18 protein-coding genes and 1 pseudogene are annotated in these 18,117 nt (G+C 70.4%); 12 read left to right on the plus strand and 7 right to left on the minus strand.

Features of this window, described 5'->3' with window-relative positions; all coding sequences use genetic code 11:
- Positions 1 to 13: 13 nt before the first annotated feature.
- On the minus strand, positions 14 to 1,285 hold the full coding sequence (gene purD, locus E4K62_RS00630) for a phosphoribosylamine--glycine ligase (RefSeq protein ID WP_135062589.1): 1,272 nt from the start codon (positions 1,283 to 1,285) through the stop codon (positions 14 to 16).
- A 74-nt stretch (positions 1,286 to 1,359) separates the two neighbouring features.
- Here purD and E4K62_RS00635 point away from each other — a divergent pair, with 74 nt between their 5' ends.
- Together E4K62_RS00635 and E4K62_RS00640 are read left to right on the plus strand one after the other, a co-directional pair.
- Entirely contained in the window at positions 1,360 to 1,728 is a 369-nt protein-coding gene (locus tag E4K62_RS00635) for a sterol carrier family protein (protein WP_135062591.1), read from the plus strand.
- 55 nt (positions 1,729 to 1,783) lie between these two features.
- Positions 1,784 to 2,116: a potassium transporter Trk gene (locus tag E4K62_RS00640; RefSeq protein ID WP_135062593.1), complete on the plus strand. Its 333-nt coding sequence runs from the start codon at positions 1,784 to 1,786 to the stop codon at positions 2,114 to 2,116.
- Between the two features lie 4 nt (positions 2,117 to 2,120).
- Here the strand turns inward: E4K62_RS00640 and E4K62_RS00645 are convergent, their stop codons facing one another.
- Entirely contained in the window at positions 2,121 to 2,726 is a 606-nt protein-coding gene (locus E4K62_RS00645) for a zinc-binding alcohol dehydrogenase (protein WP_135062595.1), read from the minus strand.
- Positions 2,727 to 2,862: 136 nt separating this feature from the next.
- Here E4K62_RS00645 and purM point away from each other — a divergent pair, with 136 nt between their 5' ends.
- Both purM and purF read left to right on the plus strand, forming a co-directional pair.
- Positions 2,863 to 4,011: a phosphoribosylformylglycinamidine cyclo-ligase gene (purM, locus tag E4K62_RS00650; protein WP_135062597.1), complete on the plus strand. Its 1,149-nt coding sequence runs from the start codon at positions 2,863 to 2,865 to the stop codon at positions 4,009 to 4,011.
- A 6-nt stretch (positions 4,012 to 4,017) separates the two neighbouring features.
- A complete protein-coding gene (purF, locus tag E4K62_RS00655; protein ID WP_135062599.1) occupies positions 4,018 to 5,496 on the plus strand; it encodes an amidophosphoribosyltransferase in 1,479 nt (492 codons plus the stop codon).
- An 86-nt stretch (positions 5,497 to 5,582) separates the two neighbouring features.
- Here the strand turns inward: purF and E4K62_RS00660 are convergent, their stop codons facing one another.
- Positions 5,583 to 5,759: a DUF3073 family protein gene (locus E4K62_RS00660; protein WP_135062601.1), complete on the minus strand. Its 177-nt coding sequence runs from the start codon at positions 5,757 to 5,759 to the stop codon at positions 5,583 to 5,585.
- A gap of 146 nt (positions 5,760 to 5,905) precedes the next feature.
- On the opposite strand from E4K62_RS00660, the gene E4K62_RS00665 reads away from it, so the two are divergent.
- On the plus strand, positions 5,906 to 6,451 hold the full coding sequence (locus E4K62_RS00665; RefSeq protein ID WP_135070664.1) for a universal stress protein: 546 nt from the start codon (positions 5,906 to 5,908) through the stop codon (positions 6,449 to 6,451).
- A 3-nt stretch (positions 6,452 to 6,454) separates the two neighbouring features.
- Here the strand turns inward: E4K62_RS00665 and E4K62_RS00670 are convergent, their stop codons facing one another.
- Together E4K62_RS00670 and E4K62_RS00675 are read right to left on the minus strand one after the other, a co-directional pair.
- Entirely contained in the window at positions 6,455 to 7,060 is a 606-nt protein-coding gene (locus E4K62_RS00670; protein ID WP_135062603.1) for a PadR family transcriptional regulator, read from the minus strand.
- Positions 7,060 to 7,911: a DUF4097 family beta strand repeat-containing protein gene (locus E4K62_RS00675; protein WP_135062605.1), complete on the minus strand. Its 852-nt coding sequence runs from the start codon at positions 7,909 to 7,911 to the stop codon at positions 7,060 to 7,062. Before E4K62_RS00675 ends, E4K62_RS00670 begins: the two co-directional genes overlap by 1 nt.
- A gap of 163 nt (positions 7,912 to 8,074) precedes the next feature.
- Between E4K62_RS00675 and E4K62_RS00680 the strand changes: the two genes are divergently transcribed.
- Positions 8,075 to 8,845, plus strand: coding sequence for a MerR family transcriptional regulator (locus tag E4K62_RS00680; RefSeq protein ID WP_135062607.1), 771 nt, complete (start codon positions 8,075 to 8,077; stop codon positions 8,843 to 8,845).
- Positions 8,846 to 8,962: 117 nt separating this feature from the next.
- Here E4K62_RS00680 and E4K62_RS18590 read toward each other — a convergent pair whose 3' ends face one another.
- Positions 8,963 to 9,127 (minus strand): DUF2207 domain-containing protein, encoded by a 165-nt coding sequence (locus E4K62_RS18590; protein WP_147911271.1) that lies wholly within the window; start codon positions 9,125 to 9,127, stop codon positions 8,963 to 8,965.
- A 232-nt stretch (positions 9,128 to 9,359) separates the two neighbouring features.
- Here E4K62_RS18590 and E4K62_RS00685 point away from each other — a divergent pair, with 232 nt between their 5' ends.
- The 5 genes from E4K62_RS00685 (at position 9,360) to E4K62_RS00705 (ending at position 14,681) form a co-directional block, all read left to right on the plus strand.
- A complete protein-coding gene (locus E4K62_RS00685; RefSeq protein WP_135062609.1) occupies positions 9,360 to 9,626 on the plus strand; it encodes a DUF7218 family protein in 267 nt (88 codons plus the stop codon).
- A 2-nt stretch (positions 9,627 to 9,628) separates the two neighbouring features.
- Entirely contained in the window at positions 9,629 to 10,594 is a 966-nt protein-coding gene (locus E4K62_RS00690) for a DNA topoisomerase IB (protein WP_135062611.1), read from the plus strand.
- Between the two features lie 22 nt (positions 10,595 to 10,616).
- A complete protein-coding gene (locus tag E4K62_RS00695) occupies positions 10,617 to 10,988 on the plus strand; it encodes a fluoride efflux transporter FluC (protein WP_135062613.1) in 372 nt (123 codons plus the stop codon).
- A complete protein-coding gene (locus E4K62_RS00700; RefSeq protein WP_135062615.1) occupies positions 10,985 to 11,353 on the plus strand; it encodes a fluoride efflux transporter FluC in 369 nt (122 codons plus the stop codon). Before E4K62_RS00695 ends, E4K62_RS00700 begins: the two co-directional genes overlap by 4 nt.
- Positions 11,354 to 11,432: 79 nt before the next feature.
- Positions 11,433 to 14,681, plus strand: a complete 3,249-nt coding sequence (locus tag E4K62_RS00705) for an efflux RND transporter permease subunit (protein ID WP_240742766.1) — start codon at positions 11,433 to 11,435, stop codon at positions 14,679 to 14,681.
- A 94-nt stretch (positions 14,682 to 14,775) separates the two neighbouring features.
- On the opposite strand, the pseudogene E4K62_RS19035 reads toward E4K62_RS00705, so the two are convergent.
- Positions 14,776 to 15,399 (minus strand): annotated as a pseudogene (locus tag E4K62_RS19035) (DUF998 domain-containing protein); the annotation flags it as partial.
- Between the two features lie 421 nt (positions 15,400 to 15,820).
- On the opposite strand from E4K62_RS19035, the gene E4K62_RS00715 reads away from it, so the two are divergent.
- Positions 15,821 to 18,070, plus strand: coding sequence for a DEAD/DEAH box helicase (locus tag E4K62_RS00715; RefSeq protein ID WP_135062619.1), 2,250 nt, complete (start codon positions 15,821 to 15,823; stop codon positions 18,068 to 18,070).
- Positions 18,071 to 18,117 lie beyond the last annotated feature (47 nt).

Below are 18,117 nucleotides of genomic sequence, written 5' to 3' on the forward strand. Positions count from 1 at the left end.
CCGGTGCCCGGCGTCAGGCCTCGAGCACGCGGTCGGCGATGTCGGTGCGGTACTGGGCGCCCTCCAGGCCGATGCGGCCGATGGCGTCGTACGCGCGGGTGCGCGCCTCGTGGAACGTCGTGCCCAGCCCGACGACGCTGAGCACGCGCCCGCCCGAGGCGACCAGGTGGGCACCGTCGCGCACGGTGGCGGCGTGGGCCAGGTGCACGCCGTCGACGGCGCCGGCCTCCTCCAGGCCGCTCAGCGTCCGGCCCGTGACCGGCGCCTCCGGGTAGCCCTCGCTCGCGAGGACGACGGTCACGGCGGTCGCCTCGGCGAAGGCGGGGCGCGGACGGTCCTCGAGATGACCGGATGCTGCGGCCAGCAGCAGCTCGGAGAGCGGATCCACCAGCCGCGGCAGCACGACCTGCGTCTCGGGGTCGCCGAAGCGCGCATTGAACTCGATGACCTTGACGCCCTCGTCGGTGAGGATGAGGCCGGCGTAGAGGAGCCCGATGAACGGCGTGCCCTCCTCATCCAGCTGCCGGATGACGGGACGGGCGATGTCGCGGGTGACGAGGTCGACGAACTCCTCCTCGCCGCCGAAGCGCTCGGAGAGCCATGGCAGCGGCGAGTACGCCCCCATGCCGCCGGTGTTGGGGCCGGCATCGCCGTCGCGCAGGCGCTTGTAGTCCTGCGCCGGGCTGAGGGGCAGCACGCTGTCGCCGTCGCTGAGGAAGAACAGCGACACCTCCGGGCCGGAGAGGAACTCCTCCACGAGCACCGGGGCGCCGGTCAGATACGTCTCGGCGTGGGCGAGCGCGGCGGCGCGGTCGTCGGTGACGAGCACGCCCTTGCCGGCGGCGAGCCCGTCGGCCTTGACCACGTGCGGAGCTCCGAGCTCGTCGAGGGCGTCGGCGACCTCCGCGAGGGTGTGGGCACGGATCGCGCGGCCGGTGGGGACGCCCGCGGCATCCATCACGCGCTTCGCGAAAGCCTTGGAGCCCTCCAGCTGCGCGGCCGCCTTGCCGGGGCCGAACACCGGGATGCCGCGGGTGCGCAGGGCGTCGGCGACGCCGGCGATGAGCGGCGCCTCGGGTCCGACGATGACGAGGCCGATGCTCTCGGTGCCGGCGAACTCGGTCACCGCGACCGGATCGCTCGGGTCCAGGGGCACGAGGTGGGCGTCGGCGGCGATGCCGGCGTTGCCGGGAGCGGCGAAGATCGCGTGATCGGCGTCTTCGGACCGCAGGGCGAGGATGAGGGCGTGCTCGCGGGCACCGGAGCCGAGGACGAGGATTCGCACGCGCCCAGCCTACCCAGCCCGCACCCGCCCGCCCGTGGCCGCGCGCCACTGCGGTGGCGGCGTAGCGTGGAGTCATGCCGCGAAGGATCGACACGGCCGAGGGCCGTCGTGCACTGGCCGCCGTCTCCGAGGCCCGCACGGCCGGTGCGGCGCCGGCCCGCACCGACCTGGCCACCGCCGTCCGCTACCTGCTGCAGCTGCTGGCCGAGAAGGCGCCGGGCCAGACCGTCGAGGTGCGCGTGCCGCCCTTCGGTGCCGTCCAGGTGATCGAGGGTCCGCGCCACACGCGCGGCACACCCCCGAACGTGGTGGAGACCGACCCGCAGACGTGGATCGCCCTCGCCACCGGCGGGGAGTCGTGGGCGGATGCGGCGGACTCGGGCCGCATCGCCGCCTCCGGCGTCCGGGCCAACCTGACCGAGCTTCTGCCGCTGCGTCCCTGACGGATCCAGCCGGTGGGCACGAGCCGGCCGCCGACCGCGGTGCGACAATAGAGGCATGTCCGATCAGCAGCCGCCGTCCGTGCGGGACGACATCGAGACGGTGCGCGTGCGCCGCGCTCCCAAGTACGGCGTGTTCCTCGCCCTGGGGGCGGCGCTCGGCCTGCTGGTGGCGATGATCCTCACCTTCGCCTTCGACGGCACCTCGATGGTGAGCCCGAACTCGGGCATGCAGTACTCGAGCCTGCAGGTGTTCGGGTTCATCACCCTCATCTGCGTGCCCGTGGGGATCGCCCTCGCCGGCGCGATGGCGTTGATCCTCGACCGTGTCGTGGGCAAGCGCACGCGCGACGTGCGCGTCGACCACGAGTCGGTGAACCGGCCCGGCTGAGCCCTCAGGCCAGCTCGGCGATGATCGGGTGGATGGCCGCGTCGAAGGCGACGACATCGCCGCGCAGACCGTCGGTCACCGCCACCGTCAGCGATCCGATCCACCACACGCCACGCTGGGACAGCGGAAGCACCTGCACGTTCAGCTCGAACGAGTGCGCGCGCCGGCCCACCTGACGTTCGTGCTCGGCGATGGCGCTCGCGTACGCCCGGTACGACACACCCGGCTTGGCGTTGACGCGGTAGCGCTCATGTGCGGTTCGGGCGAACCCGACCGCCGACTCGGAGTACGGCATGATCGCATTGCGCAGCGCGCCCGCGGACGAAGGCAGCGCGACGAGCGTGTCGAATCCGTCGACCAGGTCGAGCGGTTCGGGGGACGGATGCGCCTGCGGTTCGACCGTCATCGCCCAGTACGCGCGCCACTGGCGCTCCAGCAGCGCCTGGAGGTCGTCGGGCCGGTTGTGCTCGATCCGCGGGGGCGCCCCGCGGAGGTGGGGGAGCTCGTCGGGGGAGCGGATCCCCAGGGCCTGTCGCAGGTAGAGCGCGACGAGCACCGGCTGACCCGCGTCCTCGCGGATCACCCACTCCGGACCGTTCCCGTCCCGCATGCCGCCCATCATAGGAGCCTCTCCGCACCCCTTTCCTCCCCTTGCGCGCATCATTCCGGCCGCGCCGCACCCGCCCCGCTCGCCGAACGCCCGCACGCGGCGCCGAGGCCTCCGGGAGCGCCGCTAGGCTGAGGGCGTGGCGTCCCACAACCCCTACACCGAAGCCGGCGTCGACACCGCGGCGGGTGACCGAGCGGTCGAGCTGATGAAGTCGGCGGTACGCCGCACCCACGGGCCGGAGGTCCTCGGCGGCGTAGGCGGATTCGCCGGGCTGTTCGACGCGACGGCGCTGCGGGCGTACACGAAGCCGCTGCTGGCCACCAGCACCGACGGCGTGGGCACCAAAGTGGCCATCGCGCAGGCCGTCGACAAGCACGACACCATCGGCATCGATCTGGTCGGCATGGTCGTCGACGACATCGTCGTGGTGGGGGCGAAGCCCCTCTTCCTCACCGACTACATCGCGTGCGGCAAGGTCGTGCCCGAGCGCATCGCGGCGATCGTGGCGGGCATCGCCCGCGGATGCTCCGAAACCGGGACAGCGCTCGTGGGCGGCGAGACGGCCGAGCACCCCGGCCTGCTCGGACCGGACGACTACGACGTCGCGGGTGCGGCGACCGGCGTCGTCGAGGCCGACAAGGTGCTCGGGGCCGAGCGCGTCGCCGCCGGCGACGTCGTGCTGGCCCTGGCCTCCAGCGGATTGCACTCCAACGGCTATTCCCTCGTCCGGCACATCGTCGCCGGCCGCGGCATCGGCTACGGCGATCACGCCGCCGACTTCGGCACGACGTGGGGTGAGGTGCTCCTCGAGCCCACGCGCCTGTACACGGCCCCGCTCCTGCGGCTGCTCTCCGGCGACGCCGGCGTGCACGCGCTGAGCCACGTCACCGGCGGAGGCATCGCGGCCAACCTGGCCCGCGTGCTGCCGCGGGGAACGTGGGTCGACGTCGATCGCGCCACGTGGTCGCCGCCGCCCGTCTTCCGCGTCCTCGCCGACCTCGGCGACATGCCGCTGGCCGCCACCGAGTCCACGTGGAACCTCGGCGTGGGCTTCCTCGCCGTCGTCGCCGCCGAGCACGCGGATGCGGCGGCCGCCGCCCTCGCCGCCGACGGCATCGCGACGTGGCAGGTGGGTGTCGTCCGCGACGGGCAGCGCCCGGACGGCGACTTCGAGCAGGGCGCCAAGGGCGTCGACGGCGGCGCGGTGCGCCTCGTCGGCGCGTACGCGGACAGCGGCGGCACCCCCGCCGGCAGCACCGGGTCACCCGGGAACGGAGCGGAATAACACCCCATGTGCGGCATCGTCGGCATGGTCGGGCGCGGCCCGGTCAATCAGGAGATCTACGACGCCCTGCTGCTGCTGCAGCACCGTGGGCAGGATTCCACCGGGATCGCCACCGCGGAGGCGAACGGCGTCTTCCACATCAACAAGCAGCGCGGCATGGTGCGCGAGGCCTTCCGCACGCGTGACATGCGCACGCTCCTGGGTGAGATCGGCCTCGGCCACGTCCGGTACGCCACGAAGGGCACCGCCTCCAGCGAGGAGGAGGCGCAGCCGTTCTACGTGAACGCTCCGTACGGCATCGTCCTGGTGCACAACGGCAACCTCACCAACACGCGCGAGCTCACCGATCAGCTCTTCCACAAAGACCGCCGGCACCTGAACACCACGTCCGACACCGAGCTGCTGGTGAACATCCTCGGGTCAGAGCTGCAGTCCGAGATCACCGAGCCCGACCTCGATCCCGACCAGGTGTTCCGCGCGGTCGCGCGCGTACACGAGCGGGTCGAGGGATCGTACGCGGCCATCGCCCTGATCGCCGGGCACGGGCTCCTCGCCTTCCGCGACCCCTTCGGCATCCGGCCCCTCATCCTGGGGACCCGTCCCGTCGCCTCGCCGACCGGCTCAGGCACCGCCGGGTACGAGTGGGTCGTCGCCTCCGAGTCGCTCGTGCTGGAGAACGCCGGTTTCGAGGTGGTCCGCGACGTGATGCCCGGCGAGGCCGTCTTCGTCACGCTCGACGGCACCCTGCACACGCGACAGGTCGCGTCCGCCCCCGTGCTGAAGCCCTGCTCCTTCGAGTACGTGTACCTCGCGCGACCGGACTCGATCATGAACGGCATCTCGGTGTACGAGGCACGGCTGCGGATGGGGGAGCGGCTCGCCGACACCATCGCGAAGTACACCCCGCCGGGAACCATCGACGTCGTGATGCCGATCCCCGACTCCTCGCGGCCGGCGGCGATGCAGGTCGCCCGCAAGCTCGGGCTGGAGTACCGCGAGGGCTTCTACAAGAACCGGTACGTCGGCCGCACCTTCATCATGCCCGGGCAGGCGGTGCGCAAGAAGAGCGTGCGCCAGAAGCTCAACGCGATGTCCAGCGAGTTCAAGGGCAAGAACGTCCTGCTCATCGACGACTCGATCGTGCGCGGGACCACGAGCCGCGAGATCATCCAGATGGCGCGGGATGCGGGAGCCAAGACGGTGACGTTCGCTTCGGCGGCCCCGCCGGTGCGCTATCCCCACGTGTACGGCATCAACATGCCCTCACGCCAGGAGCTCGTCGCCCACGGCCGCACGGTGCCCGAGATCGCCGAGGAGCTCGGCTGCGACTACCTGGTCTACCAGGAGGTCGAAGACCTCAAGGCGGCGATCCTCGAGGGATCCGACGTCGAAGACCTCGACATGAGCTGCTTCGACGGCCGGTACGTCACGGGCACCGTCACCCCCGAGTACCTCGCGTGGGTCGAGGGCAGCCAGCAGTCCTGACCGCGCCGCGCGCACAGCGAAACGGTCGGCCGCAGCACCGCTGCAGCCGACCGTCTTCGCTGACGGGCCTGCCCCTCAGTGGGGTGTCAGGCCTTTTCGCCTTCGAGCTTGTCCTCGTGCTCGTCGGCCCACTTGTCGACGTATTCGTCCTCGCCGTTGTGACCGAGCTCTCGCTCGAGGGCGGCGAGGTTCACCGAGTACGTGTCGTACTTCAGCTCCCGGGCGATTTTGGTGTGCTTCGCCTTTTGACGGCCACGCCCCATGCGAGACCCCCTCATGTTCGACAACGCGGGCTGTTCGCGGCCCGACGCATTCACGGATCCGGATAGAAACCGGTAAGAGTAGCATTCAGGATATCACGGTGGCCTTCCGCCCTCTCTGCGCGGCGGCCGGACGCGAGGGGATGCAGATGGTCGACGAAGCAGCCGGCAGTCCGGAGCAACGAGCCGCCGCCGCCGCGGATGCTCCACACGGTGCGGTGATCGTCGGCGCCGTTCCCGGGCAATCCCCCCGGGTCATCATCGAAGCCGCGCGTTATGCGCGGCTGCTGTCGGCGCCACTGGTGATCGCGCACGTGGATGTCACCCGCTTCGTCACGTTCGAAGACCCCGACGGCTTCGTGCACTCCGCGCCCATCGATCTCGACGTCGGTGGAGGCGAGGTCGAGCTCAACGAGGTGCGCGCGGCCGCCGAAGCGGCCCTGGCCGAGTGCCCTGTGCCGTGGAGCGTGCATCAGCTGGTCGGCGATCCGGCCCTCGCCATCAAGCACCTGGCCGAGCGCATCGACGCCAAGCTGCTGGTCGTCGGCACCCGCAAGCGCGGCTTCGGCGACTCGCTGCGGGAGTTCTTCACCGGCTCGGTGGCGGCGCGGCTGAGTCACCGTCAGCACCGGCCGCTGCTCGTGATCCCGCTGGGCGATCCGGTGCCCGACGATCAGGACATCGTCTGGAGCTGACCCTCAGCCCCGGATGGCGCGGACGATCGCGCCGGATGCGTCATCGAGCGCCGTCTCCAGTTCGTCGATGACTGCGGAGCTCAGTTCTCCGCCGCGGGCGACGTGCGTGCGCAGGTCGGCGCGCACGCGGGCGCGGAAGCCGTTGACGATCGCGTCCGCGCGGTGCAGCTGTTCCCGGCTGCGCGTGCGGACGTCGTCGGCGGGGGTGGCCGGCGCGCTGCGGCGCTCCTCCTTGGCCGCGGCGGCGAGGTCGGCGCGAAGGCTCCGCATCGCCTCGCGGACGCTGCCGCGCACCTCGTCGGCGATCAGGCGCACGCTGTCGGCCAGTCCCGCCTGAATCCCGTCGAGCTCGCCCGCGCGGGCGGCGACCTCGGCCCGGCCCGCATCGGTGATCTCGTACACCGTCTTGCGTCCCTCGACCGTCTTGGTCACGAGCCCCTCCTCCTCCAGCTTCGCCAGGCGGGGGTAGACGGTGCCGGCGGAGGGCGTGTACGTGCCGCCGGTGCGATCGGACAGCGCCTGCATGAGGTCGTACCCGTGGCGCGGCGACTCGTCCAGAAGGCTCAGGAGGTACAGGCGCAGGTCGCCGTGCGAGAAGACGGCGGCCATCACCACTCCTCCTCGGCCTCGAGGTCGGACTGGCGCACACCGGATGATCCGCGGCGCAGGACGGTGACGTTCCCGGAGACGGAGTGGGCGCGCACGTCGACGAAGGAACCGCTGAGTTCGCCGGTGGACCCGGTGTAGTTGGTCGGTCCCGACCCGGAGCGGGTCTGACCGTCGATGAGGATGCGGCCACTCACGCTGCGCACGGCGTAGTTGGCGGGAAGATCGTCGTCCAGGCGGATGGTGGCGTTGCCGCTGACCGTGTTCACGCCGATGGAGTGGACCGTGCCGCGCGAGTCCACCAGCATGGCTCCCGAGACGGTGTCGATCGACGCCTTCGACACGCTGCCGGTCGCCGCGATGTCACCCGAGACGCTGTTGGCGCTGAGGGCACCCTGCAGCTGGCGCACCTGCACGTCGCCGGAGACGGCGTTCACGCTGAGATCGCCCGTCAGGCCGTCGACGATGATGTCGCCCGAGACGGTGTTGAGCCGCGCGTCGGTGTGCAGCCCCGACAGCAGGGCGCTCGCGCTGACGACTCCGAGGGTGAGGGCGATGTCACGGGGGACCGCGACACTGATCTCCGCGCGCGGGCCGCCCGCTCCGAAGTTGCGGAACACCTCCAGGAAGTTGTCCCACCGCAGCTGAGGATGATCGATCTCGAGGCTGTCGTCGGTGATCTCGATGCGCAGATCTTTCACCGTGACGCCGTGCACTTCGATGCGGGCGCCCGGCTGGTCGTGGGCGACGATGTCGATCTGGCCGCCGACCAGGCCGACCTTGAGCGAACGAACGGTCTCGATGTCGATCACGCGCGTCTCGCCCGGGTGGATGAGCCACTTCTCGAGGGTCATGAGAACTCCTGAGGGTGAAGAGGGTGGATCGCGATATATCGCGTCTGGGGAGAATAACACGATATATCGCGTCTGTGTCAAGAGCTGAGGGGACGAAGGCGCTGAGATGAGCTTGACATTGACGCGACGTCAACTTCTACCGTGGAGGGGAAAGGGGACGGACATGGAATGGTCCATTCAGCAGATCGCGCAGCTGACCGGCACGACCAGTCGCACGCTGCGCCATTACGGCGCCGTCGGGCTGCTGCATCCCTCCCGCGTCGGCGGCAACGGGTACCGGTACTACGACGAGGACGCACTCGTGCGGCTGCAGAGGATCCTCCTCCTGCGCGAACTGGGACTCGGCCTGGCCCAGATCGCCGAGGTGCTGGCTCGGGAGGGTTCGGAGGAGTCGGCGCTCGCCACGCATCTGGCCTGGTTGCGCCGCGAGCAGGAACGGCTGACGCGGCAGATCGCCGCGGTGGAGAAGACCCTGGAGAAGAGAAGAGAAGGTGGACGCCTGATGGCACAGGAGATGTTCGACGGATTCGATCACACGGAGCACCGGGAGGAGGTCGTCCAGCGCTGGGGGAGTGATGCCTACGAGCGCTCGGACGCGTGGTGGCGTGCGCGATCGACCGAGGAGAAATCGGAATGGTCACGGCGCACGGCCGCTCTCATCCGCGAATGGATCGACGCGGCCGAGCGCGGCGACGATCCGGCCGGTGAGGCCGCACAGGACCTGGCTGCGCGCCACGTCGCCTGGCTGACGGAAGTGCCGGGTACGCCGGCCGCGCAGCCCGGAGGCGATGTGGCGGGCTATGTCCTCGGACTGGCCGACATGTACGTCGGCGACCCCCGCTTCGCACGGACCTACGCAACGAGTGCCGGCGGGACGGCCGGGGCGGAGTTCGTGCGGTCGGCGCTGAGGATCTACGCCGAGACGACCTGGTGAGGGAAAGAACGGATGCCACGTCCCTTGGGGGGAAGGACGTGGCATCCGTGGTCGCGATCGATCAGATCGCGCAGGCGATGAATCCGGCGCACCCGAAGCGCCGATCCATCCAGGGGGTCAGACGCTCTTGCGTCCGCTGATGACGCGGAACAGGAATGCGATCAGCGCGATGACGCCGACGATCAGTGCCACCCAGAGCAGCCAGTTGAGCGCGGTGTTCAGACCGCCCACGATGGCCAGCACGATGGCGACGACGATGATGATGAGGAGGGCGATGTTCATGTCGAGGTCTACTCCTTCTCTAGGACGACGCCCCGCTGGAGGGCAGGGCGTCGGGCGCCGTGTGCGGCGCTCATCCACAATGCCCGGTGTACCTCCGCGGATGCGAGGGGTTGACGACCGCGGAAGCCGGGTGCTAGCACGCGCGTCGCGCGTAGGGAAGGGGCGTTCCCTGTCAACCCCATGTCAGTCCCGTTCCTGGCCTCGTACCTTCGGACCGTCGAAAGGAGTCGCGATGCCCGCTGGACGTGGATCGAACCTCAAGGACCGCGAGATGTACGAGGAGCTGCGCAAGGACGGCGCGTCGAAGGAGAAGGCCGCACGCATCTCCAACGCCGCCGCGGCGCAGGGGCGCTCGAAGGTGGGCAGCCGCGGGGCCAACGCCGATAACTACGAAGACCGCACCGTGGCCGAACTGCGCAAGCGTGCCAAGGAACTCGGCCTGAGCGGCTACTCGGGCAAGAAGAAGTCCGAGCTCATCTCCATGCTCCGAAACCACTGAGGGTGGCACGACTCATCCGGGTCCGGCCTTTCGAGGACCCGGGGTACCGTCGCGTGCGCTCGGGGCGCGGATTCCGCTACGTCGACCACCGGGGCCGTCCGGCTCCCTCGGAGGACGCCGAACGCGCACACGCACTGGTCATCCCGCCCGCGTGGCGTGAAGTGTGGATCTCCCGCGAGGCGCGCGGTCACATCCAGGCCGTCGGCACCGACGACGCCGGCCGGCGCCAGTACGTCTACCACCCGGAGTGGTCGAAGAAGCGCGACAAGGGCAAGTACGCGCGCGCGCTCGAACTCGCCGCCGCCCTTCCGCGTGCCCGGCGACGGGTCACGCAGTCGATCCGCCGCGAGGAGCTCGACCGTGAGCGTGTGCTGGCGGTGGCCTTCCGGCTGCTCGATCAGGTCGCCCCGCGGGTGGGGTCCGCGCGGTACTTCGCCAGCAACGGCAGTCGCGGTCTCACGACGCTCCTGCGCCGGGATGCCGAGGTCGACGGCTCGCACGTCACCTTGTCGTTCCCGGCCAAGAGCGGCAAGCGCGCCCTCCTGGAGCTGGACGACGAAGACCTCGCCCGCGCCGTGTCGGAGCTGGCCGCGGGCCGTCCCCGCGCGCACCTGCTGGCGTATGTCCGCGGCCGGCGCCGCGTGCCCCTGACGCCGGGCGACGTGAACGCGTACGTGCGGGCACTGACAGGTGGATCGTTCACCGCGAAGGACTTCCGCACCCTGCGCGGCACCATCCTCGCGGCCGAGACCCTCGCGCGCATCGGCACCGTCGACACCAAGACGGACCTCAAGCGCGCAGAGCTGCTCGCCGTGCGCGCCACGGCGGAGAAGCTGGGCAACACTCCCTCCGTGGCGCGGGGCAGCTACATCGATCCGCGCGTCTTCACGCTCTACCGGCGCGGGCAGCTCATGGACCTGGACGGCTCCCGAGACGCTGCGATCCGCCGCCTCATCCTCGGGGAGTGAGGCACCGGGCTAGGGTGTCGGTGTGTTCTCGTGGGTCCACCTCGCGCTCGTGATCCTCGGCGGGGTGATCGGCACCGCCGCGCGGCTGGGCATCACACTGGCCTTCGGCGAGGGGCTGGGGCCCGCCCTCGTGCCGGTCGTCAACGTCACGGGAGCCTTCCTGCTCGGGCTCGTGCTCGGCGGAGGCACGCGGTCCAGGCCGGCCCGGACCCCGGCCGGCGCACAGCACTTCCTCGGAGCGGGCATCCTGGGCGGCTTCACGACCTACAGCGCCCTCGCCGTGGAGTCGGTCGATCCGGCCGGTCTGGCGTGGGGCGCCGCCACCGTGATCGCGGGCACCCTGGCGGCGTGGGCCGGCGTCGTGGTCGCACGTCGGCGGAAGGCACCGCGATGACGCCGTCCCTGTTCGCCGCGGTGGCGCTGGCCGGCGGTGCCGGGGCGGGGCTGCGCTACCTGCTCGACCTGGTCGTGCAACGGCTCGCCGGTTCGCGTGTGCCCTGGGGGATCCTCGTCGTGAACCTCTCCGGAGCGTTCGCCCTCGGGCTGATCTCGGCGGGCATCGTGGACTCCACGGGTCTCTGGGTGCTCGGCGCGGGTCTTCTCGGCGGGTACACCACCTTCAGTTCGGTGGCCGTATCCACCGTGCTGCTGGCCGAGGAGCGTCGCCCGCGCGCGGCGGTCGGCTACGCCGTCGCAACGTTCGTCGGCTCGGTGATCTGCGCGCTGCTGGGAGCGGTGTGCGGGGCTCTCCTCACCTGAGAAGTGCCCAGGTGACGCGTGGGATACTGAGGGCCCGGCATCGGTGTCGGTCATCCCACGTCACGTCCGAAGGGCATCCGTGTCGAATCTCGCCGTCCTGAGCCTCAAGAACCGCGCGCTCATCGCCCTCATCACGATCGTGGCCGCGGTCTTCGGCGGGCTCGCCCTGGTGAACCTCAAGCAGGAACTGATCCCCTCGATCGAGTTCCCGCAGCTCGCCGTGGTGACCACCTACCCGGGGGCGTCGCCCGAGGTCGTCGAGAACGACGTCTCCACTCCGATCGAGACGGCCATTCAAGGTGTGCCGGGACTGGAATCCACGAGCGCGACGAGCACCACCAACGCCTCGATCATCTCGGCGTCGTTCACGTACGGCACCGACCTGGCCACCGCCGAGCAGAAGATCACTCAGGCCGTCAACCGCATCAACAGCGAGCTGCCGGAGTCGGTCGAACCCAACGTGATCTCTGCGAGCATCGACGACTTCCCGGTCATCCAGATCGCCGTCACCGGGTTCGATGACGCCGAGAACGCTCAGGCGACCCTGGAGGCCACGGTCATCCCCGACCTCGAGGACGTCGACGGCGTCAACGCGGCGCAGATCGTCGGCGGACTCGGGCAGCGGGTGACGATCACCCCCGACCAGGCCCGTCTGGCCGAGCGCGGATTCTCCCAACAGGCCATCACCGACGCCCTCGACCAGAACGGGGTGCTCTTCCCCGGCGGCGAGATCACCGAGAACGGCCAGAGCCTCACGGTTCAGACCGGCGCCAAGCTCACCTCCGTCGAGGACGTCGCCGCCCTTCCGCTCGTCCCCACCGAGGCGGGCCAGTTCGGCGCGGCAGTCACCACGATCGGCGACGTCGCGACCGTGGCCGAGGAGACCGATCCGGTCTCCAGCGTCTCCCGCGTGGACGGCGAGCCGGCGCTGACGATCGCGGTGACCAAGCTCCCCGCGGCCAACACCGTCGATGTCTCCCGCGGCGTGCTCGCCGTCCTCCCCGACCTGGAGGAATCGCTGGAGGGCGCGTCCTTCACAGTCGTGTTCGACCAGGCGCCCTACATCCAGCAGTCCATCGAGGCCCTCGCCGAAGAGGGGCTGCTGGGTCTGGCGTTCGCCGTCCTCGTGATCCTGCTGTTCCTACTGTCGGTGCGCTCGACGATCGTGACCGCGATCTCGATCCCCACGAGCGTGCTGATCACCTTCATCGGAATCCAGGCGTTCGGGTACTCCCTCAACATCCTGACGCTCGGTGCGCTCACCATCGCCATCGGCCGCGTCGTGGACGACTCGATCGTCGTCATCGAGAACATCAAGCGGCATTACGTCGGCGACGCCGACAAGCTGCGGTCCATCATCCGGGCGGTGAAGGAGGTCGCCGCGGCGATCACGGCGTCCACGATCACGACGGTGGCCGTCTTCCTGCCCATCGCCTTCGTCGGCGATGTCACGGGCGAGTTGTTCCGGCCCTTCGCCCTGACGGTCGCGATCGCGATGACCGCGTCGCTGTTCGTCGCCCTGACGATCGTGCCCGTGCTGGCGTACTGGTTCCTGCGGCCGGGGAAGCAGCTGGTGGACGCGGAGGGTCGTCCGATCGACCCGGAATCGCCCGAGGCGCCCCCCAGCCGGCTGCAGAAGGCCTACCTGCCGGTGCTCACCTGGACGCTCAAGCACTCGTGGGCCACCCTCGGGCTCGCCGTGCTCGTCCTGGCCGGCACCGGCGCGGCCGCTCCCTTCCTGAAGACCAACTTCCTCGGCGACTCCGGTCAGAACACGTTCACGATCACCCAGAGCATCGGTCCGGCGCCGAGCCTGGAGGCAGAGGATGCCGCCGCGCTGCGCGTGGAGGAGGCCCTCGCCGAGGTCGACGGCATCGAGACGGTGCAGGTGTCGATCGGCTCGAGCGGATCGGCGCTGCGGGATGCGTTCTCCGGCGGCGGCAGCGGCGTGACGTACTCCGTCACCACCGACCCCGACGCCGACCAGGTCGCCGTGCGGGAACGCGTGCAGGCGGCCGTCGCCGACCTCGAGGACGTCGGAACGGTCACCGTCGCCGCCGCCGGCGGCGGATTCGGGTCGACCGACATCGCGATCGACGTGAGCGCCCCCGACGGGGAAGCGCTGCAGCAGGCCGCCGACGCCGTCGTGGCGGAGCTGGACGGGCGCGCCGGCGTCGGGCAGGTGTCGAGCAACCTCGCAGCCTCACTGCCCTACATCTCGGTCGCGGTCGACCGGGATGCGGCCGCCGAGCGCGGGCTCTCGGAGGTCGCCGTCGGCGGGCTCGTGTCGGCGGCGGGACAGCCCCGTCAGGTCGGCACGGTGGAGATCGACGGCACCTCGCTCACGGTGTACCTCGCCGTCTCCGACCCGCCCACCACACTGGAGGAGCTCCGGGCTCTGGAGGTCCCCACGGCGGCGGGCCCGATCCGGCTGGACGCCATCGCCACCGTGGGGGAGAGCGAGGGGCCCGCCTCGATCACGACCCAGCGAGGTCTGCGCACCGCCACGGTGACCGTGACCCCCTCGACGGACGACCTCACCGCCGCATCCGCCACGGTCACCCGCGCGCTGGCGGCGGCCGACCTGCCCAGCGGCGCGCGCGCCGAGATCGGCGGGGTGCTCGCCGACCAGACGAACGCGTTCTCGCAGCTGGGGCTCGCCCTGCTGGCGGCGATCCTCATCGTCTACATCGTCATGGTGGCGACCTTCAAGTCACTGCGTCAGCCGCTCCTGCTGCTGATCTCGGTGCCGTTCGCCGCCACGGGTGCGATCCTGCTGCAGCTGGCCACGGGTGTGCCGCTGGGAGTCGCGTCGCTCATCGGCGTGCTCATGCTGATCGGCATCGTGGTGACCAACGCCATCGTGCTGGTCGACCTCGTGAATCAGTACCGCGAGCAGGGGCTCAGCGCCCACGACGCGACCATCGCGGGCGGATCCAGGCGGTTGCGGCCCATCCTCATGACGGCGCTGGCGACGATCTTCGCTCTGACTCCGATGGCTCTCGGGATCACGGGGCAGGGCGGGTTCATCTCCCAGCCGCTCGCGATCGTCGTGATCGGCGGACTCGTATCGTCGACCGTGCTGACGCTGCTGGTCCTGCCGACCCTTTACAACCTGGTCGAGGGCTGGCGGGAGCGGCGGCCCGAGCGGCTGGCCGACGATACCGGCCGGAGGGGCGAGCGGGCGCGCCGCCGACGCGAGCGACGGGCAGCGCGAGCCGGCTCGGACGCCACGGCCGCGACTCAGACGCACATGAGCGAATCGGAGGCGCCGGCACCGGCTCCGGCGACACGGCGCGGACTGCGTCGGGGGCGGCCGGCCGGCTGACCGGGGCCTTCGCCCGCTCGCCCAGGCAATGGGTGAAGACGCCCGACCAGGCGAACATCGCGCTGAAGGCGATCACTTCGAACAGAGCGAGGTTGATGGTGCCGTCGACGAACAGCCATCCACCGGCGAACAGGCATCCGAAGATGGCGAGGGTCGTCAGCAGCAGGCGCCGCGGCATCCGGTGCAGGAGCACCGGCGACGTGAGCAGGAGCGCGGCGAAGCCCAGGACCATTCCCGCAGCGACATTGTCGTGGACGGACTGGTTGACGTTGAGGGGAACGCATCCCACCAGCGCCAGATTGACGCCGATCGTGGTGAGGAACACCTGGGCGGCCCAGCCCGAGCCCCGGCGGCCGACGAGGGCGCCCAGGCGGACGAGATCGCGGCGTACCCGGTACGCGTAGACCGCCACGAGGGTGCCGCCGACCACGAGGGTGCCGTTGAAGAGGGCGCCGGAGGTGTCGTGGAAGGTGCCCAGCTGGCTGAAGTGCAGGTGCCACCACAGCGGATCGGTCGTCGTCAGCACCGACAGCAGGATGCCGCCGATGAGCACGACGAGCACCCCGAAGGCCAGCTGCATCGACGTCAGACGCGCGACGAGTGCGCGTGGTGACACGATGAGAATCGTTCGGGTGACGGGTACGACGGCACTCATTCTCGGGTAACTCCACCCAAACGGACAGGGCGCCCATTGCCCGCCGAGCTCCCCGCTCCCCATGTGCCCGTCGGTCAACGAACGCCGGACGGCCCACTAACTAAACCCCCAGCGCGACGGCATGCCGTCTCGGTCATGCTATCGCCCGAGGGGCATGTGAAAGTAGGCCAAAGCACCCCTGTCACCGGGAATTTACGTCGGCGTGGCGGCTTTTTCTTCGGCGAAGTCTTCTGGGAGCGGTGCCACATGCCGGTGAGCGGAGCGCGGGGCATGTTCCCAGGCTCGTGCACTAACGTGGACTCGTCGGCTTTGGACACTGCGCTGCGCGCGGATGGGTTTGTGAGTCCAAGGGGCCGATGGGAGGAGCGAATCCGCTCCGACGATCATCAGAGTTAATGGCCCCGGCCGACGGATGTCCGGGTTTGTGCCGTGCCGTGCGCACGGCGCGTGCTGTTTGCGCGAATACAACCCAGGAAGATTCCCCATGCCCAAGAACAAGAAGCCGGCCGGCGGCCGGCCCGCCCAGAACTTCGAACCGCGCTACGGCGACAAGCCCGCGTTCCAGGACCGCAAGCGCCGCACCGATGACGCGCGGCCCGCAGCCTCGCGACCGGGCAGCAAGAGCCCGAACCACCGCGGTCACCGCCCCGCCGAGGCCGGCACCGCCGAGCCGAAGCGCCGCTGGACCGCACAGGAGCGTGCCGGTCGCGACGAGGCTCGCGCCATCCGGTCCACCGACCGTCCTCGTCGCTCCTTCGACGAGCGCCCGGCGCGTTCGTTCGATGACCGCCCGGCGCGTTCGTACGGCGACCGTCCGGCGCGCTCGTTCGATGACCGTCCGCGTCGGGATGACCGTGCGGCACGGGATGACCGTCCGGCGCGTTCGTACGGCGACCGCCCGGCGCGCTCGTTCGATGACCGTCCGGCGCGTTCGTTCGATGACCGTCCGCGTCGGGATGACCGTCCGGCCCGGGATGACCGTCCGGCGCGTTCGTACGGCGACCGTCCGGCGCGCTCGTTCGATGACCGTCCGCGCCGGGATGACCGTCCGGCTCGTGATGACCGTCCGGCGCGTTCGTACGGCGACCGTCCGGCGCGCTCGTTCGATGACCGTCCGCGCCGGGATGACCGCCCCGCTCGTGATGACCGTCCGGCCCGCTCGTACGACGACCGCCCGGCGCGGTCGTACAGCGACCGCCCGGCTCGTGATGACCGTCCGGCCCGTTCGTACGGCGACCGTCCGGCGCGTTCGTTCGATGACCGTCCCCGCCGGGATGACCGCCCCGCGCGGTCCTTCGACGACCGCCCGCGTCGCGACTTCTCCGACCGCCCCCGCCGCGATGCCGGACCGAACCGGTCCGATTGGAAGTCGGAGACGGCCTCGAAGGCGCACGAGCAGCACGTCGACGTCGTGCACGAGAAGCTTCAGGCCGAGGCCGTTCAGACGCAGGAGACGTCGGATGTGACGTTCACGAGCCTCGGGCTGGGCGACAACATCGTCCGCACGCTCGCCGACCTCGGTGCGGCCACGCCGTTCCCGATCCAGGCGGCGACCGTCGCCCCGATCCTCGAGGGCCGCGACGTTCTCGCACGCGGCCGTACCGGCTCGGGCAAGACGATCGCCTTCGGTGCCCCGCTCGTGGAGAGCCTCCTGCGCGCGCAGGCCGGTCAGAAGCGTGCCTTCGGTCGCCTGCCGCAGGCGCTCATCCTCGCTCCGACGCGCGAGCTCGCACTGCAGATCGATCGCACCGTGCAGCCCATCGCCCGCAGTGTGGGCCTGTTCACCACGCAGATCTACGGTGGCGTGCCGCAGGCCCGTCAGGTGGGCGCGCTCCGCAAGGGCGTCGACATCATCATCGGAACCCCGGGCCGTATCGAAGACCTCATCCGCCAGGGCAAGCTCGACCTCTCCGACGTGCGCATCGTCGTGCTGGATGAGGCCGATCACATGAGCGAGCTCGGATTCCTCGAGCCGATGCAGCGCATCCTCCGCCTCGTGCAGGACGGCGCGCAGAAGCTGATGTTCTCGGCGACGCTGGACCGTGAGGTCGCCGCGCTCGTGGACGAGTTCCTCGTGGACCCTGCGGTGTACGAGGTGGCCGGCGAGACGCAGGAGTCGAGCACCATCGACCACCGCATCCTCGTCATCGACCACCGTGACAAGGCCGAGATCCTCACCTCGCTGGTCGACCGCGACGGCAAGACGCTGGTCTTCGCCCGCACGCGCGCCTTCGCCGAGATGCTCGCCGAGCAGTTCGACGACGCCGGAATCTCGGCCGTCGCCCTGCACGGTGACCTCAACCAGGCCAAGCGCACGCGCAACCTGGAGCGGCTCACCTCGGGACGCGTCAGTGTCCTCGTGGCGACGGATGTGGCAGCCCGCGGCATCCACGTCGACGACATCGACCTGGTGATCCAGGCCGACGCTCCCGACGAGTACAAGACGTACCTGCACCGCTCAGGCCGTACCGGCCGCGCGGGTCGCGCGGGCACCGTCGTGACGCTCATCCCGCGTCAGCGCCGCCGCCGCATGACCGAGATGCTGCAGCGCGCCGAGATCGAGGCGCCGTTCGACGAGGTGCGCCCCGGCGACGACCTCCTCGAGCAGCTGCGCTTGGGCGCGACCGCCGACGTCGCCGACGCGTCCGAGGTGTCCGACGCATCCGAGGTCGCCGACGTGTCCGAGGTGTCCGAGGTGTCCGAGGTCGCCGACCCGGCCCACGTCCCCGCCTGACGCGAGGCCCACTCCGCGAGACCGCATCGCACCGACGAGACCGCGAC

This window comes from Microbacterium wangchenii (assembly GCF_004564355.1).
GTDB lineage: Bacteria > Actinomycetota > Actinomycetes > Actinomycetales > Microbacteriaceae > Microbacterium > Microbacterium wangchenii.

Excerpts from the sequence above, each read along its gene's own strand:
- E4K62_RS00635 (WP_135062591.1), top strand. The coding sequence starts at position 1,360 with ATGCCGCGAAGGATCGACACGGCCGAGGGCCGTCGTGCACTGGCCGCC.
- E4K62_RS00640 (WP_135062593.1), top strand. The coding sequence starts at position 1,784 with ATGTCCGATCAGCAGCCGCCGTCCGTGCGGGACGACATCGAGACGGTG.
- E4K62_RS00645 (WP_135062595.1), bottom strand. The coding sequence starts at position 2,726 with ATGCGGGACGGGAACGGTCCGGAGTGGGTGATCCGCGAGGACGCGGGT.
- purF (WP_135062599.1), top strand. The coding sequence starts at position 4,018 with ATGTGCGGCATCGTCGGCATGGTCGGGCGCGGCCCGGTCAATCAGGAG.
- E4K62_RS00660 (WP_135062601.1), bottom strand. The coding sequence starts at position 5,759 with ATGGGGCGTGGCCGTCAAAAGGCGAAGCACACCAAAATCGCCCGGGAG.
- E4K62_RS00665 (WP_135070664.1), top strand. The coding sequence starts at position 5,906 with ATGGTCGACGAAGCAGCCGGCAGTCCGGAGCAACGAGCCGCCGCCGCC.
- E4K62_RS00670 (WP_135062603.1), bottom strand. The coding sequence starts at position 7,060 with ATGGCCGCCGTCTTCTCGCACGGCGACCTGCGCCTGTACCTCCTGAGC.
- E4K62_RS00675 (WP_135062605.1), bottom strand. The coding sequence starts at position 7,911 with ATGACCCTCGAGAAGTGGCTCATCCACCCGGGCGAGACGCGCGTGATC.
- E4K62_RS00680 (WP_135062607.1), top strand. The coding sequence starts at position 8,075 with ATGGAATGGTCCATTCAGCAGATCGCGCAGCTGACCGGCACGACCAGT.
- E4K62_RS18590 (WP_147911271.1), bottom strand. The coding sequence starts at position 9,127 with ATGAACATCGCCCTCCTCATCATCATCGTCGTCGCCATCGTGCTGGCC.
- E4K62_RS00685 (WP_135062609.1), top strand. The coding sequence starts at position 9,360 with ATGCCCGCTGGACGTGGATCGAACCTCAAGGACCGCGAGATGTACGAG.
- E4K62_RS00700 (WP_135062615.1), top strand. The coding sequence starts at position 10,985 with ATGACGCCGTCCCTGTTCGCCGCGGTGGCGCTGGCCGGCGGTGCCGGG.
- E4K62_RS00715 (WP_135062619.1), top strand. The coding sequence starts at position 15,821 with ATGCCCAAGAACAAGAAGCCGGCCGGCGGCCGGCCCGCCCAGAACTTC.